Source organism: Aliirhizobium cellulosilyticum (assembly GCF_014198105.1).
GTDB lineage: Bacteria > Pseudomonadota > Alphaproteobacteria > Rhizobiales > Rhizobiaceae > Neorhizobium > Neorhizobium cellulosilyticum.
Genome location: NZ_JACIGW010000001.1, coordinates 433,755 through 450,123, shown reverse-complemented (window position 1 = coordinate 450,123; position 16,369 = coordinate 433,755). Strand labels below are relative to the sequence as shown.

Here is a 16,369-nt window from a genome sequence, read left to right as displayed (position 1 = left end):
AAGCCATGTTCGCATTCGGCATAATGCCGCCAGCCATGTTCCTGGGCATGATCATCTTCATGCTCTACGGTTTTCCGGTCGCCTTCTCTCTGTCGGCAGTCGGCCTGTTTTTCGGTCTGCTCGGCATTGCCACCGGCCACTTCGAATTCGCTTTCCTGCAGGCGCTGCCATTGCGCATTTTCGGCATCGTCTCCAACGACCTGTTGCTTGCCATCCCGTTCTTCACCTTCATGGGGGCAATCCTCGAGCGTTGCGGCCTGGCGGAGGATCTGCTGGAGGGCACGGGCAAGCTGTTCGGCGCCATTCCGGGCGGCCTTGCCTATGCGGTGATCATCGTCGGCGCCATTCTCGGTGCAATTACCGGCACCGTCGCGGCATCGGTCATCACCATGGGCGTGATCTCGCTGCCGATCATGCTGAAATACGGCTATAATCCGCGGCTCGCGACCGGCGTTATTGCTGCGTCAGGCACGATTACCCAGGTCATCCCGCCGTCTCTCGTTCTCATCGTGCTTGCAGACCAGCTCGGCCGTTCGGTCGGCGACATGTATCTCGGCGCGATCGGGCCCTCGATCCTCCAGGTCCTGATCTTCCTCGGCTTCATCTTCGTCCTGTCGATCGTGCGCCCGAAGGATGTCCCGCCTCTGCCACCGGAAGCGCGCGGCGAGTTGAATGCAGCCCTCGTCATGCGTGTCCTCTGGGGCATGGTGCCGTCGGTCGTGCTGATCTTCCTCGTGCTCGGCACGCTTTTCCTCGGTCTTGCAACTCCGACGGAAGCTGGTGCTCTCGGCGTTGTCGGCGCCATGGTACTTGCCGCCCTGCATCGCCGCCTGACCTGGGATCTGATCAAGCAGGCCATGCATTCCACAATGACAATCACCTCCATGGTGGTCTTCATCCTGGTCGGCGCGACCTGCTTCAGTCTTGTGTTCCAGGGCATGGATGGCGGCCTGTGGATCGAGCATCTGCTCTCTCACATTCCAGGCGGCGCGCTCGGCTTCCTGATCTTCGTAAACATCTTCATCTTCTTCCTGGCGTTCTTCCTCGATTTCTTCGAAATCGCCTTCATCGTCCTGCCGCTTCTGGCGCCCGTCGCCCAGTCCCTCGGCATCGACCTGATCTGGTTCGGCGTCCTGCTCTGCGTCAACATGCAGACGAGTTTCATGCACCCGCCCTTCGGCTTTGCACTCTTCTACCTGCGCTCGATCGCGCCGAAGACCGTCAAGACCAAGGATATCTATCTAGGTGCGATCCCATGGCTCGGCATGCAGCTCATCCTCGTCGCCATCATCATCTTCTGGCCCGAATCCGTCACCTACTGGCTGGACAAGGCACCGGATGTGGATTTGAACACGATCAAGATCGAGGTTCCGGGCTTTGGCAATGACAGCGGCGGAAATGGCATGCCGAACTTCGGCCTGCCGCCCATGGACGGCGCGCCGGCCCAGCCTGCTGCTCCCAATCTGTCCGAACCACCGAAATTCAACTAATATCAAAGGCCCGGCATCGAACCGGGCCTTTTCTTATCCGGAACGCAGAAACCCCGAAGCCTAGCTCCGGGGTTTCTTTATTCTCAAAATCAGAGGCCGATGATCAGAGCTTGCCGTTACGCTGCTGGATCATCATGAACGTGTCGAACGTGTATTCCGACAACTGCATCCACAAGTACCCCTCCTTCTTGAAGGCGACCTGATCCTCATAGACCTTCTTGAAGTCCGCATTCGTTGCCGAGATCTCTTTGTAGACTTCGAGCGCGGCGTTGTAGCACGCTTCAAGGATATCCTGGCTGAAGGGCCGCAGGGTCGTGCCCTGCGAGACGATCTGCTTGATCGCGGTCGGGTTTTTCTGGTCGTATTTCGCCATCATGTTGGTATTGGCAAACGCGCAGGCATCGGTCAGCGCCGCCTGATACTGCTTCGGCAGATTGTTCCATTTGTCGAGGTTGATGAAGGAGTGGATCGTCGGCCCGCCTTCCCAGAACGCCGGGTAATAATAGTATTTTGCAACCTTGAAGAAGCCGAGCTTGTGGTCGTCGTAAGGCCCCACCCACTCGGCAGCATCGATCGTGCCTTTTTCGAGGGCCGGATAGATATCGCCGCCGGCGATCTGCTGCGGCACGGCCCCGAGTTTCTCGAGCACCTTGCCGGCAATCCCGGCAATGCGCATCTTTACGCCCTTGAAGTCGTCGACGGTGTTGATTTCCTTGCGGAACCAGCCCCCCATCTGCGCCCCGGTATTGCCGGCCGGCAGACCGTAAATGTTATGCTTGGCATAGAACTCGTTCATCAGCGTGTTGCCGTTACCCTGGTAGAACCAGGAATTGGTCAATCGCGCATTCATGCCGAACGGAATTGCCGTCCCGATCGCAAATGTCGGATCCTTGCCGACGAAATAGTAAGAGCAGGTGTGGCACATCTCGACCGTTCCGGACGTGACTGCGTCAGCCGCCTGCAAGCCGGGCACGATTTCGCCGGCGGCGAAAGGCTGGATGGTAAAGTTGCCATCCGTAGCCGCCGCGACATGCTTGGAAATGTCGTCCGCGCCGCCATAGATCGTATCGAGCGATTTCGGAAACGACGACGTGAGACGCCATGTAATCTTGGGATTGGCCTGAGCGATTGCAGGTGCAGCCAGAGATCCGGCAGCAAGCGCGCCCGCTCCGGTGACTGCAGCTTTCTTGAAGAACTGACGACGATCCATGAATATCCTCCCGATCACGATCGACTTCCGGCGCATCCTCCAATCCACCGGACATCATCGATGAGGTAAACATGTTGCCTAAAGGCTTGCAAGCGAGGGGAAACGCAAACGAGGGGTTGAAGTGCCAATAACGAATTAGACTTTCGTCTGTAGTGTTCGAAACTCTAATTATAAATTGTTTTCAGCAGGATATGCCCATTATTTCGGCAGCCACAGATTTATTCAGTAAAGCTCCGTACTGGATACACTTACCCGTGGAGGAACTTCTCACTCTCTGCAGCACGCTTGCTCCGCTGCACACGAATGAAATCGCGTGGAATGACGTAGGCACCGGCCAGCCACCAGAGAATAACGAGGCCAGCGACATAGGGTGAAAGAGCGGCAAACATGAGAGGTCTCCTTTTGATTGGACCACCTGTAACCTCCTCCCGAAGAGCAGATCGCTTCATGACATAGCTCAAGAAATGAGAAGATAATTTGGGCGGTGACACCATAGATCCTTGCATCTATTTCTCGTCACACTGCGACTGGTTTTGCCACCTCAATTCCTCTAGCAATTGGCGGCGTTCTCTGTTTCTCTGGCTTCGTCCCATCAATTCGGAACCACCATGGCCTCTCATCTGCCGAAATCCATCGTCGCCGTCCCTGCCGATCTTCGTGACATTGAAGGTGCCGCCTGGCACGCCGCCCCGAACCAGTATGTCTCGGCTGCGCTGAAAGTCGCCGACGTCATGTCCTTCATCGTGCCGGCTTTCGAAACAGGCAATGATGCCGATGCCATTCTCGACAGGGTCGATGGCGTGTTGATTTCCGGAGCCGTCAGCAACGTCCATCCTTCGCTTTACGGGAAAGAGGCAACCGAAGCCGACGGGCCGTTCGATCACGGCCGCGACGCGACCTCGCTGCCACTCATTCGCCGCGCCATTGAACGCGGCATTCCGCTTCTCGCTATCTGCCGGGGCATCCAGGAACTGAATGTTGCTCTCGGCGGAACGCTGGCAAGTGAAATCCAGGATCAGCCGGGCATCTGGGATCATCGCAAGCCCGATGTTTCGGAACGCGACGGCATGTATGCCATCCGCCAGCCGGTTATTATCGCGGAAGGATCCTGCATCGCCCGTTATCTCGGAACAGCAGGCGAAGTGCAGGTAAACTCGCTACACCGCCAGGCAATTTCCGAAACGGCGCCGAGACTGCAGGTGGAAGCCCGTGCCGAGGACGGCACGGTCGAAGCCGTCTCAGTTATCGATGCGAAGAATTTTGCCGTCGGCGTGCAATGGCACCCGGAATACTGGGCCGAGACGGACGCGCCGTCCCGCGCCCTCTTCGAATCGTTCGGCGATGCCGTTCGCGCCTATGCTGCCCGCAAGGCAACGCCAGCAGGCGCAGCCGCATAATTCGCTTAGGCCTTGGCGAGATCGCGAAGCGGCTTGTAGGGCGATGTCGACTGACGGATGCGCATTTCCGGCTTGATAAGGTGCAGGCCATCCGGCTCGTGGCTTCCGGCCAGACGGTCAAGCAGCGCACGTGCCGCAAGCCGGCCGACATCCGCCTGCTGGTTGGAAACGGTGGTCAGAGACGGCGTCGAAATCGACGCCTGCTCCAGATCGTCATAACCGGTGACGGAAATATCCTGTCCGGGAATGAGCCCTGCACGGGCGATGCCGTTCATCAGTCCGATCGCCACGAGATCATTCCAGCAGACGGCCGCCGTCGGCTTTTGCGGCAGAGAGAGGAAATTCACAGCGGCCTCGAACCCGCCCTGCATGGTACGCGGACCCGGGATGCGCAGGCTTGGATCGACATCGATGTTGGCCTTGCGCAGCGCGTCGACATAACCCTGGTAACGGTCGCGACCGGTGGAGGTCTGGTCCGTACCGCCGATCATCGCGATCACCCGGTGACCAAGTCCGATCAGGTGATTTGTTGCAAGCGAGATGCCGTAGCTGTCGTCGCCACGATAGGTCGGCAGGTCGACGCCATCCATCGTACGGGCAACCAGAATGGCCGGCATGCCGTTCTGTTCCGCAAGCCTGATATCCTCGACCGGCGTGCCGATCGCCGGCGACATGATCACGCCGTCACCACCCAGCTGCAGCAGCGTCTCGATGAAGGTGCGCTGCTTTTCCACCGAGTCGTAATGATTGGAGAGAATGAATGTGTGGCTGCTGCGATCGAGCTCGGTCTCGATCGCCTTGAGGATTTCACCGTAAAACGGGTTCATCACGTCATGCACGACAACGCCGATAATGCCGGAACGCGACGTTCGGAGGCTGGCAGCGCGACGGTTGTAGATATAACCGAGTGCGCGTGCCTGCTCTTTGATCTTTTCGCGCGTATCAGCTGCGACGAGTGGGCTGTCCCTGAGTGCCAATGAGATTGTTGCAGTCGAAAGCCCAAGGCTGTCTGCAATCGTAGAAAGCTTTACCTTCTGCGCCATAACCCCTCCGGATTGCTTTTCTTGAAAGCCGGTTTCTGGCGCCGGCCTTGCAAACTAAAATTTTTAAATAAACAATTTAATTTGCAAGCACAATAGGCGGGGAATGAGCCGGAGGCCCGTCAGTCTTCGTCGGCTTCCGGCTGCAGGTTGTGTTCCACAGCCCTCAGCAGCTTCAAAAGCGTGCGCACCTCCTTTTCGGAAAAACCTCGCACGGCCATCGCGCCGCAATCGGCAACGGATTGCCCGATCGACTCAACGCTCTTCAGCCCATTTTCCGTAAGATGAACCTTGGTTAGCCGTCCGTCATGGCCATCAGCCCTGCGCTCGACGAAACCTTGCGCCTCCATGCGCCCGATCGTGCGGGTCATGGTCGGCGCTTTCACGCCGAGCCGCGCGGCCAGCTGACCGGGCGTCTGCCCGTCGTCTTCCGAGAGTGCGAGGATAACCCCGTCCTGGCCGGCATAAAGGCCGCTATCGGAAATGCTGCGGCTGAGCGCAGTACGAACCGAGCGGGCGGCCTGGGTGATCGCCGGTGCGAGATCAGCTGCCGAAAGAGCTGCAAGCTCCTTCTTCTTGCCGGATTTCGCTTTCTTCTCGCCCTTTTTCTTGCTCATCGGTCCTGCCCGCTTTGCTTGGTGAAGGTCGCCACTATAGTAATGCGCGCTATCCATAACGAAACCGGGAAACCACCGCCAGATGTCGCATCCCAAACCGCGCTTTTGTGACAATGATCAGACACTTGAGTCCACAGAAAGACGCGACTGGATCGCGGTATTGCCCCTGGGCGCCCACGAACAGCATGGTCCGCACCTGCCTTTCGACACCGATACGCTGATTGCGGAGGGTCTCGTGCAGCGACTCATCCCGGCGCTTCCGCCGACGCTCCCCATCACTTTTCTCCCTACTGAACCCGTTGGCTATTCGGTCGAACATATGCATGTCGCCGGCACCCGGACCCTTGCCTTCGACGAAGCCGTCAACCGCTGGCTCGGCATTGCCGAAGAGATGAATAATCAAGGTATCAAAAAGTTCGTCATGCTGAACGCCCATGGCGGAAATTCGCCGCTGATGACGATCGTCGCCACCGAAGCCCGCATCAGGTTCGGCATGCTCGCAGTCGCCACCAGCTGGACCCGTTTCGGCCAGCCGCAGGGCTGGATCAGCCCACAGGACAAGTCAATCGACATACACGGCGGCGACATCGAGACCTCCGTCATGCTGGCGTTATGGCCGAATAGGGTAGATATGCCAAAAGCCCAACCCTTCACCTCCAGACAGTCCGAGTTCGCCCGCGATTTCACCCATCTACGCGCTTACGGACCGCATGCTTTCGGCTGGAAAATGTCGGATCTCAACCCCATCGGCGTCGCCGGCAATGCGTCGGCTGCAACTGCAGAACGCGGCGAACAACTGGTCGCCCATGCGGTGAAGGGGATCATTGAGCTGCTGGAGGATGTGACACGGTTTGACGTCGGCGAATTATCTTGAGATTTTCCAATCAACATCCATACTAGACCATATACATGGACCATTATGGAAAGTGTCGATGGAAATCTCCGTAAGCGATGCCAAAGCGAGTCTCACCGAACTTCTTCATCGAGCCGAGGCCGGTGAAGAAGTGGTATTGACGCGCCGCGGTCAAAAGGTGGCGCAGATCGTGCCATTGAAACCGCCCTCATCTCCAGAAGAACGCCGCGCCCTCATCGATGAAATCAGGGCAATGGCACCGAAAAAATCGTCTGACCGAACCTCAGCTGCACGAAGCCAGGATTTTCTTTATGGCGAGGACGGCCTTCCCGAATGATCGTTATAGATACGTCCGCTTTGATCGCGATCGTAAATAACGAACCGGAAGCTCTTGCATGTCGGGAGGTTCTCGCAGAGCAAACCCAAGTGCTCATCAACGCGGCAACCTTGACTGAAGCATTGATCGTAGCGCGAGAAAAAGACTGCTTATCAGGTCTGACGTCCCTTATCGATCGACTTCCTCTGACCGTAATAGAGCTCGACGACATCAGAGCAGAAAGGGCGGCCGTGGCCTATGCTCGATGGGGCAAAGGCTTCCATAAAGCTTCTCTCAATTTCGGCGACTGTTTTGCCTATGCCACCGCCAACGAGTTCGAATGTCCTCTCCTCTATATAGGAGATGACTTCGCCCGGACCGACATCACATCTGCTATATCTCGATCCGTTTCCTGACGTGATTTTATAACATCGAAACCCTTTGAACTCGCTCTGCCTTACCCTTATATGGAGCGGACGATTTCTGGCGCCCCGTGCCAATGCCATTCGGCGCAAGCCTTTAACCTTCGAGGTTTCCCTATGACCGACCAGACCACCGAAGCTCCAGCAGCAAAGCCCATTCCCGTTACCGTGCTGACCGGATATCTCGGCGCCGGCAAGACGACGCTTCTCAACCGCATTCTCTCCGAAAGCCACGGCAAGAAATACGCCGTCATCGTCAACGAATTCGGCGAGATCGGCATCGACAACGACCTGATCGTCGAGTCGGACGAAGAGATTTACGAGATGAACAATGGCTGCGTCTGCTGCACGGTGCGCGGCGACCTGATCCGCGTGGTCGAAGGACTGATGCGCCGTCCGGGCCGTTTCGACGGCATCATCGTCGAGACGACCGGTCTTGCCGATCCCGTCCCGGTCGCCCAGACCTTCTTCATGGATGACGACGTTCGCGCCAAGACCGAACTCGACGCCGTGGTCGCGCTGGTCGACGCCAAGCATCTGCCGCTGCGCCTGAAGGACAGCCGTGAGGCCGAAGACCAGATCGCTTTTGCCGACGTCGTTCTCATCAACAAGACCGATCTCGTCACGCCGGAAGAACTGGCGATCGTCGAGGATGTCGTGCGCGCCATCAATCCGACGGCTCGCATCTACAAGACCAGCCGCTCCGGCGTCGATCTCTCCCGCGTGCTTGATCAAGGCGCATTCAATCTGGAGCGCGCACTCGAAAACGACCCGCACTTCCTCGATCATGACCACGAGGATCACGTCTGCGGTCCGGACTGCGATCATGACCACCATCACCACGGCCATGATCACCACCATCATGATCATGATCATGACCACGATCATCATCACCATGATCACGGCCACCACCATGGCCATCATGATTCCATGTCGCCGATCCACGACATCACGGTGAAGTCGATCTCGCTGCGTGGCGGCGAAATGAACCCGGATCGCTTCTTCCCCTGGGTCCAGAAGATCACCCAGACGGAAGGCCCGAACATCCTGCGCCTGAAGGGCATCATCGCCTTTGCCGGTGATGATGAGCGTTATGTCATCCAGGGCGTTCACATGATCGTCGAGGGCGATCACCAGCGTCCGTGGAAAGATGGCGAGAAGCGCGAAAGCCGCCTCGTCTTCATCGGCCGCAATCTGGATTTCGCCAAGATCGAGCAGAGCTTCCTCGCCTGCCAGGCAACCGCCAAGACACCGGCCTGACATCGGCTGCAGATTTCAATATAGAAAAACGGGCGTCGGAAACGGCGCCCGAAAACCATATGGATAGTGAACCAATGTCTCGAATGATGGCCGCCTGATGCCGACAGTTGCACCGCTCGATATTGAAGGCCACGTCGTCTCCACGCATTTCCTGGGCGACATTCCCTTTTTTGCCACAGCTGCCGGCAGCATTCACCGCCTCGATGGCGGCGAAAAGGTCACCGAGGCGCATCAGGGGCTTCTGACCTGCATTCGCGATCCCTTCAGCGCCACCCTGCTTTCGGGCGGCGAAGACGGCAAGGTTGTGCGCATCGGCCATGATGGCGAAACGACCGTACTTGCAGAAGTGCCGCGCAAATGGATCAGCGTCATCGCTGGCGGTCCGCAGAATGCCGTTGCCTATGCCGTCGGCAAGACGAGCGTCGTGCGACAGGGCGATGGTTCGGTCAAGGAATTCACCGAGGAGCGAAGTGTCGAGGGCATTGCCTTCGCCAACAAGGGCCTCCGGATCGCCGCCGCCCGCTATAATGGCGTCTCGCTGCACTGGGTCGGCACCAACGCACCGGCAGCCGATCTGGACTGGAAAGGTGCCCATACCGGCGTCACCTTTTCGCCGGACGGCCGTTTCCTCGTCACCACGATGCAGGAAAACGCGCTGCATGGCTGGAAGCTCGACGGCAAGGCCGGCGAAAACCGCCACATGCGCATGACCGGTTATCCCGCCAAGGTGAAATCACTGTCCTGGTCGGTAAAGGGCAAGTGGCTCGCCTCCTCGGGTGCACCCGCCGCCATCGTCTGGCCCTTCTCATCGAAGGACGGCCCGATGGGCAAGGCCCCGATGGAACTCGGCACCCGCGCCAATATCATGGTCACCCAGGTCGCTTTCCACCCTGCGGAAGAAGTTCTCGCCATCGGCTTCATCGACGGCATGATCCTTGGTGTGAGGATCGCCGACGAGAAGGAAGCGCTGCTGCGGCGCCCGGGCAAGGGCGCGATCACCGGCTTGAGCTGGAGCGCCAGCGGCAAGCTGCTCTCCTTCGCATCTGAAGCTGGCGACTGCGGCGTGATCGACATCAGCGCATAACTCCTCGCGGGGCCAAAGTGACAGCAAAGAATGGGTGGGGGCTCCATACTTCCCCCACCCACCCCACGGGAAAGCGTCGGCCCACGCTAATGACGTGAGGCCGGTGTTGCTCCCGGAGAGGAATTCGAAAACCAACTGCAGCCAGTTTACTCGCTTTGGTTGTGAATTCACTCTTAATATTAGGCGCCGATAATGCAATGGAATGCCCGCTGCATAATGAACAGGTAACCCTAATATTCCGGCTTTTATTCGATATTGATCTGTCGATTGGCGATCAGACAGGCGTGACGCGGATAATATCCGCCAGAAGATCATGCAACTGGTCACGATAACCATTACGCGCAGACGGGCCGCTTTCATTCGACGTCATCACTACCGTCATGGCGAGTGACGGGATGACATAGACCATCTGCCCGCCATAACCCCATCCGAACTTGACCCCTTCCCCGCCGATCTCCCGCATGAACCACCCATAGCCATAGGCATCGCCCGAGAAACGGGAATTGGTACGTGGCATCCATGACTGGTCGATCCAGCCTTGCGAGACGACCTGCCGCCCCTCCCCGGTCTTGCCGCCGTTGCGGTAAAGCTCGCCGAACGCCATCAGCGAGCGGGCGGACATCGCCATCTGGTTTCCACCCAAATAGATGCCCTGCGGGTCACGCTCCCAAGCGCCGATCCTGAAACCTTCAACCGGCTCCAGCCATTCGCGCGCCAGCGCCAGTGTCGACTTGGATCCGACACGGGTGAGAATGGCCGAGAGAAGATGCGTCGATGCTGTCGAATACAGCATTTCGCCGCCCGGTTCGCCATCGAACGGTTCCGAAAGCGCAAAACGCACCCAGTTCGGGCTTGCTACCCAGCGCCCGTAATTCGGCCCCGACATCCGTGACAGTCCCGCCTGCATCGAAAGCAGATTGCCGATCGTGACTTCGTTAAGGCGTGAATCGGGATTGCGCGGCAGATCGGCCTTCAGGATCGGAGCGATCTTCTGCTCTGTCCCTTCCAGCAGCTTGCGGTCGATGGCGATGCCGACAAGGCAGGAGACGATCGATTTCGACGCAGACTTGATATTGCTCGATGCAGTCAGCGAGCGCCCATTGAAGGCTCGCTCGGCCAGCGGCTCTCCGCCCCGATAAACCAGAACCACCTTCAACGACTCAAGCTCGGCGGCGCGGTCGAGAACGGTTTTCAGCGTCTCGGGCGGCTGCGGCACTGGCTGCTGCGCAAATGAGCGACCGGCGGCAAACAGGAATGGAGCGGATAGCAGTGCGGAACGGCGTGTGATCATGGTTTGAGAGATAGAGCAATGCGATTACCGCAATAAGGCAGAACCTGCAGCCTCACGCCGAAATGAATCTCTGTGAGCCGCCCTGGCCTTTGCGCGTCCTCATATGTCCGCTTCCCCAAATATATTCGCCACCCAATCGATGAACACCCGCACCCGCGGCGACAATTGGCGATTCTGCGGATAGAGAGCGGAAAGCGGTGTCGGCGGCGGCGGGAAATCCTGCAGTACCTCCACCAGTGTGCCCTCTTCGACATGTCGCTGCAGGTGATAGCGCGGCGCCTGCATTAAGCCGAAACCCCGACGGGCAAGGTCCATGACCGTATCGGAATTGTTGGCGGTGACGCGCGCAGGTAAGGTCACATAGCGCACAGCCTCTCCGGCCGTGAATTCGAGAGGCATGATCTGGCCCGTACGCGAAGAGATGAAACCGACTGCCTGATGCCCATCCAGCTCGTCCGGCGTCTTCGGCATGCCACGTGCGTCGATATAGTCGGGGCTGGCGCAGGTCATCTCGCGGATCGATCCGAGCCTGCGCATGATCAGCGAACTGTCGCTCACTTCGCCCGCCCGGATCACGCAATCGATACCCTCGCGCACGAGATCGACGAACCGATCGCTCTGCCCGAACTGGATCTCCAGCAACGGATAGCGATCGAGAAACGACCTTAGATGCGGCAGAAGAAAGGTCTGGGTCAGCATCGGATGCCCATCCACCCGCAGAATGCCCTGTGGCTTCGCATCCCGAAAGATCGCCTCCGCTTCATCCACATCGGCAAGGATCGACAAGCAACGCTGATAGAATGCGCTACCATCCAGTGTCACGGCCACATGCCGCGTTGTCCGCTCAAGCAGTCGGGCGCCGACATCGACCTCCAGAGCCTTGATCGCCTGTGTCGCGGTGGAGCGGGCAAGCCCCAGATCGGCGGCAGCCGCAAGAAAGCTGCCCCGTTCCACCACTCGTACAAAAAGCTGCATGCGCAATAATCTGTCCATGGCAATTGTTCATCACATGAAAATTGTCATGTCAAATTACAGCTATTGTTCTCGCTGGAGATCATCATATCTTCATGACCAGCAAAGGAGAAACACCATGACCGAGAACACAAACCGCGTAGCAATCATCACCGGCGCCTCCAAGGGCATCGGCAAGGCATTGGCTCGGCGTCTTGCCAAGGATGGGTTGGCCGTCGTCGTCAATTACGCATCTAGCCAGAGCGCTGCCGATGACGTCGTCCGCGAAATCGAAACGGCCGGCGGCAAGGCAATCGCGGTCAAGGCGGATGTCGGCACATCTGCCGGCGTCGCGGCGCTCTTCGATGCGGCAGAGAAAAGCTTCGGCGGTGTCGACATCCTCGTCAACAATGCCGGCATCATGAAGCTCTCGCCGCTGACCGAAACCGATGACGCCGAATTCGACAGGCACATCGCCATCAACCTCACCGGCACATTCTACGGTATTCGCGAGGCCGGCAAACGATTGCGCGAAGGCGGCCGCATCATCAACTTTTCATCGAGCGTCGTCGGCATGTACGGTGCGGGTTACGGCCCCTATGCCGCCAGCAAGGCAGGCGTCGAAGCCATGACCCATGTCGCTTCCAAGGAACTCGGCAAACGCGGCATCACCGTAAACGCCGTGGCCCCCGGCCCGGTGGAAACCGAGCTTTTCATGACCGGCAAGTCGGAAGAACTGGTGCAGAACATCATCCGCAACATTCCGCTCGGTCGCCTCGGCCAACCTGACGATATCGCTTCCGTCGTCTCGTTCCTGGCAAGCACGGAAAGCGGTTGGGTTAACGGACAAGTCCTGCGTACCAATGGCGGCATGATCTGAGACGCGAATAGGAAGGAAAATCCCGATGCCATTCGTCAACATCAAGACGCCGGAAGGCGCACTGACCAAGGCCCAGAAGGAGGAGATCGTGCACCGTACGACCGACATGCTGGTCGAATACATGAGCGAGGCCGCCCGCCCCCACACGATGGTGCTGATCGAGGAAGTCCAGGATGGCGGCTATGGCCGCGCCGACGCGATCTTCGTCATTCCCGAAGCCTATCGAGCACCGGCCGGAGCCTGAGCGCTCTCGACTGAAAACAAAAAGGCGGCGCGAACTAGCCGCGCCGCACTAAGGACCCCCGCCTTTTTTATCAGAAGCGGTAGGTGACGCCGGCACCGATCAGCCACGGATCGATCTTGGCCTTGCCAGAAAGCGGAACGCCCAGCGGGCTGTTATCAACCTTCCAATCCGTTTCGAGAAAAATCTTCTTCACGTCGAAGTTCAGACCCCAATGTTCGTCGAGCATGTAGTCGAAACCGGCCTGCAAGGCCCAGCCAAAGTCGTTCTTGACGTCGAGGTTCTTGAAACCACCCTTGTCGGACTGGTTGTAGAACATCGAGTAGTTGATACCCGCACCGACATAGGGCTTGAAGGCGCCGAGATCGGTGAAGTGATACTGCAATGTCAATGTCGGCGGCAGAAGCCAAGCCTTGCCGACATCCAGATCCGCCGCACCGGTCGTATTGATCTTGGCATAGGTCGTGCCGAGGATCAGTTCTGCAGCAATGTTGTCGGTGAAGAAGTAGCTGATATCCACTTCCGGGATGACGGTATCGCTGTATTCCAGCCCGTAAGCGCTGCTCTGATCAACCGAACCGCTATCCTTGGTGATGACACCGAGAGCGCGTACGCGAACCTGCCACGGGCTCGGAGAGGAAATCACCTCGTCCACAACGGGCGCGACCTGTGCCGGTGCCATGTCCGCGGCTGCAGCCCCGAATGCAAAGAGACCCGCGCTGATCCCCACCATCCAACGCGCATAGTTCCTGCTGCTGATTGTCATAAAACCTCTCCTTCCAGCCTGCCTGAATCTTCTGGAAAAGGTCTAAAACTCGTGCAGTTGCAGGCGCTTGATCGAGATCAAGCCCACTCGTCCTCTAATCAAGGAGACGATGATTGTTGCCTAAATGACGCAGTGGCGATGCGCCGCTGATTTTCTGTCGCCCTACGGAGCACTGCAAATAAAAGGCCCCGCCTCCGGAACTGGAGGCGGGGCTTGGGGATGATCGGAGCGGCAGCGAGGCCTTTTGCTGAACAATTCTTTTCAGGCCAGCTTGCGTCCGCTTGCAACGATCATGCCCACCGCACCATCAAGCCAGCCGGTCTTCAGTTCCAGCGCCAGGAAACGGTCGCGCTGGAACGGGCCTGGCATGACGAGATGCGCAGTCTTTTCGGCAAAGAAGCCGAATCTTTCGTAATAGGGAGCATCGCCGACCAGCAGGATCGCTCCATGCCCGCGGTTATGCGCCTCTGCAATGGCGGCACGCATCAGAGCGCCACCGATGCCCTTGCCTTCCTGATCCTCGGATACCGCGAGCGGGCCGAGCAGCAGCGCCTCGATCGGATTGCCTTCCGGCGAAATGCCTGCCTCGATGTTCCACAGGCGAACCGTGCCGATCAGGTGGCCGTCGCCATCGCGAGCGACCAGCGCCAGACCTTCCGCCGGCAGGCGGTTGCGGCGGATCTTTTCAGACGACTTCTTGCGGCGGTCAGCGCCCATGGCGCGATCGAGCAATGTCTCGCGCGCGACAACATCGGCCGGAGTTTCCATGTCGATCGTGTAGGTTTGGCTCGGCGCAAAGAATGCGCGGACAGAATCAAGAACAGTGGCCATCTTTGGGCCTCCCGCACTTAAAACCGTTTCAGACGGTATCGAGGTTTCGTTGTGGATTTGCGGCCCCCGGCTGGAGGTTCGGGAACCGCGAAACTATTGGGCGTAAGACGCCTTTAGATGACGTAAGCCTTGAGCGGCTCGAAGCCGTTGAAGGCGACGGCCGAATAGGTCGTCGTGTAGGCGCCGGTACCTTCGATCAGAACATCGTCGCCGATCGAAAGGGAGATCGGCAGCGGATACATGTTCTTCTCATACATCACGTCGGCCGAATCGCAGGTCGGGCCGGCAAGCACGCAGGGCTCCATCTCGTCGCCGTCACGCTCGGTGCGGATCGGGTAACGGATAGCCTCGTCCATGGTTTCGGCCAGACCGCCGAACTTGCCGATGTCGAGGAACACCCAGCGGTGGTTGTCATTGTCCGACTTGCGCGAGACGAGCACGACTTCCGCCTTGATGACGCCAGCATTGCCGACCATGCCGCGACCCGGCTCGATAATCGTCTTCGGCAGGTTGTTGCCGAAATGCTTGCGCAGCGAGTTGGAGATCGCCTGGCCGTATTCCTCGGCCTTCGGGATGTCGCGCAGGTACTTGGTCGGGAAGCCGCCGCCCATATTGACCATCTGCAGGACGATACCCTGCTTGGCCAACTGTGCGAAGACGCGCTTGGCATCGGCCAGAGCCGAATCCCAGGCATCGACCTTGGTCATCTGCGAACCGACATGGAAAGAAACGCCGTAGCTTTCGAGACCGAGCTGGTGCGCGTAGACGAGAACATCGACGGCCATCTGCGGCACGCAGCCGAACTTGCGCGACAGCGGCCATTCGGCGCCTTCGCCATCGGTCAGAACGCGGCAGAATACCTTCGCGCCCGGGGCAGCACGGGAAATCTTTTCGACTTCCTCATGGCTGTCGACTGCGAAAAGACCGACGCCGAGTGCGTGTGCACGGGCGATATCGCGTTCCTTCTTGATCGTGTTGCCGAAGGAGATGCGGTCGGCGGTTGCACCGGCATCGAGAGCCATCTGGATTTCGGCGACGGAAGCGCAATCGAAGCTCGAACCGAGAGAGGCGAGCAGCTTGAGGATTGCCGGTTCCGGGTTCGCCTTGACCGCGTAATAGATGGAGCTATCCGGCAGGGCATGACGAAACGCATGGAAGTTGTCGCGAACGACGTCTAGATCAACAACGAGGCACGGACCTTCCGGACGTCGGGTCTTGATGAAGTCGAGGATGCGAGCAGTGGTCATGGGTCAGTCCCTTCGAAATCTCAAAGCTCCGGCTGCGAACCGGAGGACAAAGGACGGATAAGAATGCATTCGGTCCCAGTAGTTGGAGACACTGGTACCGTGAGCACGCTTTACCGCGCGATATGTAGACCAACGCCCTGCCACGAGCTTTGATCCGGCTTTGTCTGCCTTGGATTGGAGGGTTGTCCCTACCGCACTTCCGGCAATTCAGGTGTGCCTCTTCAGAATTGCAAGCTGATGGAAAGCCTGCAGAGACTAGAAAGGCCCGCACCGTCGTTGCTTCAGATGTCCTCGCATTTTCCGGTTGGCCGGAATAGCGACTGGAGGGGTTAGTTCCAGGTACCTTACCGATGACCTCACCTTAGAGATAAATCTCATTTCGAGGGTCGGCGGACACCCATGGGCACGTGCGACTTTGGGCAAGCCGGGAGATAAGAATATTCGCCGTCATAATCAAGAGATTTTTTACGCTC

18 protein-coding genes are annotated in these 16,369 nt (G+C 58.4%); 9 read left to right on the top strand and 9 right to left on the bottom strand.

The features are described from left to right. The first annotated feature begins 5 nt into the window (after positions 1-5). The gene (locus tag GGE33_RS01965; protein WP_148143377.1) at positions 6-1,490 is read left to right on the top strand and encodes a TRAP transporter large permease; all 1,485 of its coding nucleotides are present in this window, start codon (positions 6-8) and stop codon (positions 1,488-1,490) included. Between the two features lie 103 nt (positions 1,491-1,593). Here the strand turns inward: GGE33_RS01965 and GGE33_RS01960 are convergent, their stop codons facing one another. Together GGE33_RS01960 and GGE33_RS01955 are read right to left on the bottom strand one after the other, a co-directional pair. Continuing rightward, a complete protein-coding gene (locus GGE33_RS01960) occupies positions 1,594-2,700 on the bottom strand; it encodes a TRAP transporter substrate-binding protein (protein ID WP_148143376.1) in 1,107 nt (368 codons plus the stop codon). Positions 2,701-2,948: 248 nt separating this feature from the next. Next, complete coding sequence (locus GGE33_RS01955; protein ID WP_183685256.1) at positions 2,949-3,089, bottom strand: hypothetical protein; 141 nt, start codon at positions 3,087-3,089, stop codon at positions 2,949-2,951. Positions 3,090-3,320: 231 nt separating this feature from the next. Between GGE33_RS01955 and GGE33_RS01950 the strand changes: the two genes are divergently transcribed. Continuing rightward, positions 3,321-4,097 (top strand): gamma-glutamyl-gamma-aminobutyrate hydrolase family protein, encoded by a 777-nt coding sequence (locus GGE33_RS01950; protein ID WP_183822247.1) that lies wholly within the window; start codon positions 3,321-3,323, stop codon positions 4,095-4,097. A 5-nt stretch (positions 4,098-4,102) separates the two neighbouring features. On the opposite strand, the gene GGE33_RS01945 is transcribed toward GGE33_RS01950, so the two are convergent. Both GGE33_RS01945 and GGE33_RS01940 read right to left on the bottom strand, forming a co-directional pair. Continuing rightward, a complete protein-coding gene (locus GGE33_RS01945; RefSeq protein ID WP_148143374.1) occupies positions 4,103-5,140 on the bottom strand; it encodes a LacI family DNA-binding transcriptional regulator in 1,038 nt (345 codons plus the stop codon). A gap of 119 nt (positions 5,141-5,259) precedes the next feature. Beyond that, the gene (locus GGE33_RS01940) at positions 5,260-5,754 is read right to left on the bottom strand and encodes a MarR family winged helix-turn-helix transcriptional regulator (protein ID WP_148143372.1); all 495 of its coding nucleotides are present in this window, start codon (positions 5,752-5,754) and stop codon (positions 5,260-5,262) included. 82 nt (positions 5,755-5,836) lie between these two features. Here GGE33_RS01940 and GGE33_RS01935 point away from each other — a divergent pair, with 82 nt between their 5' ends. The 5 genes from GGE33_RS01935 to GGE33_RS01915 all read left to right on the top strand — a co-directional run bounded on the left by GGE33_RS01935 (position 5,837) and on the right by GGE33_RS01915 (position 9,689). After that, positions 5,837-6,628 (top strand): creatininase family protein, encoded by a 792-nt coding sequence (locus tag GGE33_RS01935; RefSeq protein ID WP_183821053.1) that lies wholly within the window; start codon positions 5,837-5,839, stop codon positions 6,626-6,628. A gap of 58 nt (positions 6,629-6,686) precedes the next feature. After that, positions 6,687-6,944 (top strand): type II toxin-antitoxin system Phd/YefM family antitoxin, encoded by a 258-nt coding sequence (locus GGE33_RS01930; protein WP_183821052.1) that lies wholly within the window; start codon positions 6,687-6,689, stop codon positions 6,942-6,944. After that, positions 6,941-7,339, top strand: coding sequence for a type II toxin-antitoxin system VapC family toxin (locus tag GGE33_RS01925; protein WP_183821051.1), 399 nt, complete (start codon positions 6,941-6,943; stop codon positions 7,337-7,339). The genes GGE33_RS01930 and GGE33_RS01925 overlap by 4 nt, the downstream gene beginning before the upstream one ends. Positions 7,340-7,462: 123 nt before the next feature. Beyond that, positions 7,463-8,605 (top strand): CobW family GTP-binding protein, encoded by a 1,143-nt coding sequence (locus tag GGE33_RS01920; protein WP_183821050.1) that lies wholly within the window; start codon positions 7,463-7,465, stop codon positions 8,603-8,605. A gap of 97 nt (positions 8,606-8,702) precedes the next feature. Next, positions 8,703-9,689 carry a WD40 repeat domain-containing protein gene (locus GGE33_RS01915; RefSeq protein ID WP_183821049.1) on the top strand — a complete coding sequence of 329 codons (987 nt, stop codon included), beginning with the start codon at positions 8,703-8,705 and terminating at the stop codon, positions 9,687-9,689. A 274-nt stretch (positions 9,690-9,963) separates the two neighbouring features. Here the strand turns inward: GGE33_RS01915 and GGE33_RS01910 are convergent, their stop codons facing one another. After that, on the bottom strand, positions 9,964-10,980 hold the full coding sequence (locus tag GGE33_RS01910) for a serine hydrolase domain-containing protein (RefSeq protein ID WP_183821048.1): 1,017 nt from the start codon (positions 10,978-10,980) through the stop codon (positions 9,964-9,966). Between the two features lie 99 nt (positions 10,981-11,079). Further along, a complete protein-coding gene (locus GGE33_RS01905) occupies positions 11,080-11,973 on the bottom strand; it encodes a LysR substrate-binding domain-containing protein (protein ID WP_183821047.1) in 894 nt (297 codons plus the stop codon). A gap of 97 nt (positions 11,974-12,070) precedes the next feature. Here GGE33_RS01905 and GGE33_RS01900 point away from each other — a divergent pair, with 97 nt between their 5' ends. Further along, positions 12,071-12,811: an SDR family oxidoreductase gene (locus GGE33_RS01900; RefSeq protein ID WP_183821046.1), complete on the top strand. Its 741-nt coding sequence runs from the start codon at positions 12,071-12,073 to the stop codon at positions 12,809-12,811. Between the two features lie 25 nt (positions 12,812-12,836). Then, a complete protein-coding gene (locus GGE33_RS01895) occupies positions 12,837-13,055 on the top strand; it encodes a tautomerase family protein (RefSeq protein WP_183821045.1) in 219 nt (72 codons plus the stop codon). 70 nt (positions 13,056-13,125) lie between these two features. On the opposite strand, the gene GGE33_RS01890 is transcribed toward GGE33_RS01895, so the two are convergent. The 3 genes from GGE33_RS01890 to odc2 all read right to left on the bottom strand — a co-directional run bounded on the left by GGE33_RS01890 (position 13,126) and on the right by odc2 (position 15,896). Beyond that, positions 13,126-13,818, bottom strand: a complete 693-nt coding sequence (locus tag GGE33_RS01890; protein WP_183821044.1) for an OmpW/AlkL family protein — start codon at positions 13,816-13,818, stop codon at positions 13,126-13,128. 261 nt (positions 13,819-14,079) lie between these two features. Beyond that, positions 14,080-14,649: a GNAT family N-acetyltransferase gene (locus GGE33_RS01885; RefSeq protein WP_183821043.1), complete on the bottom strand. Its 570-nt coding sequence runs from the start codon at positions 14,647-14,649 to the stop codon at positions 14,080-14,082. Positions 14,650-14,762: 113 nt separating this feature from the next. Further along, a complete protein-coding gene (odc2, locus tag GGE33_RS01880) occupies positions 14,763-15,896 on the bottom strand; it encodes an ornithine/lysine decarboxylase (protein WP_183821042.1) in 1,134 nt (377 codons plus the stop codon). Between the last annotated feature and the right edge of the window lie 473 nt (positions 15,897-16,369).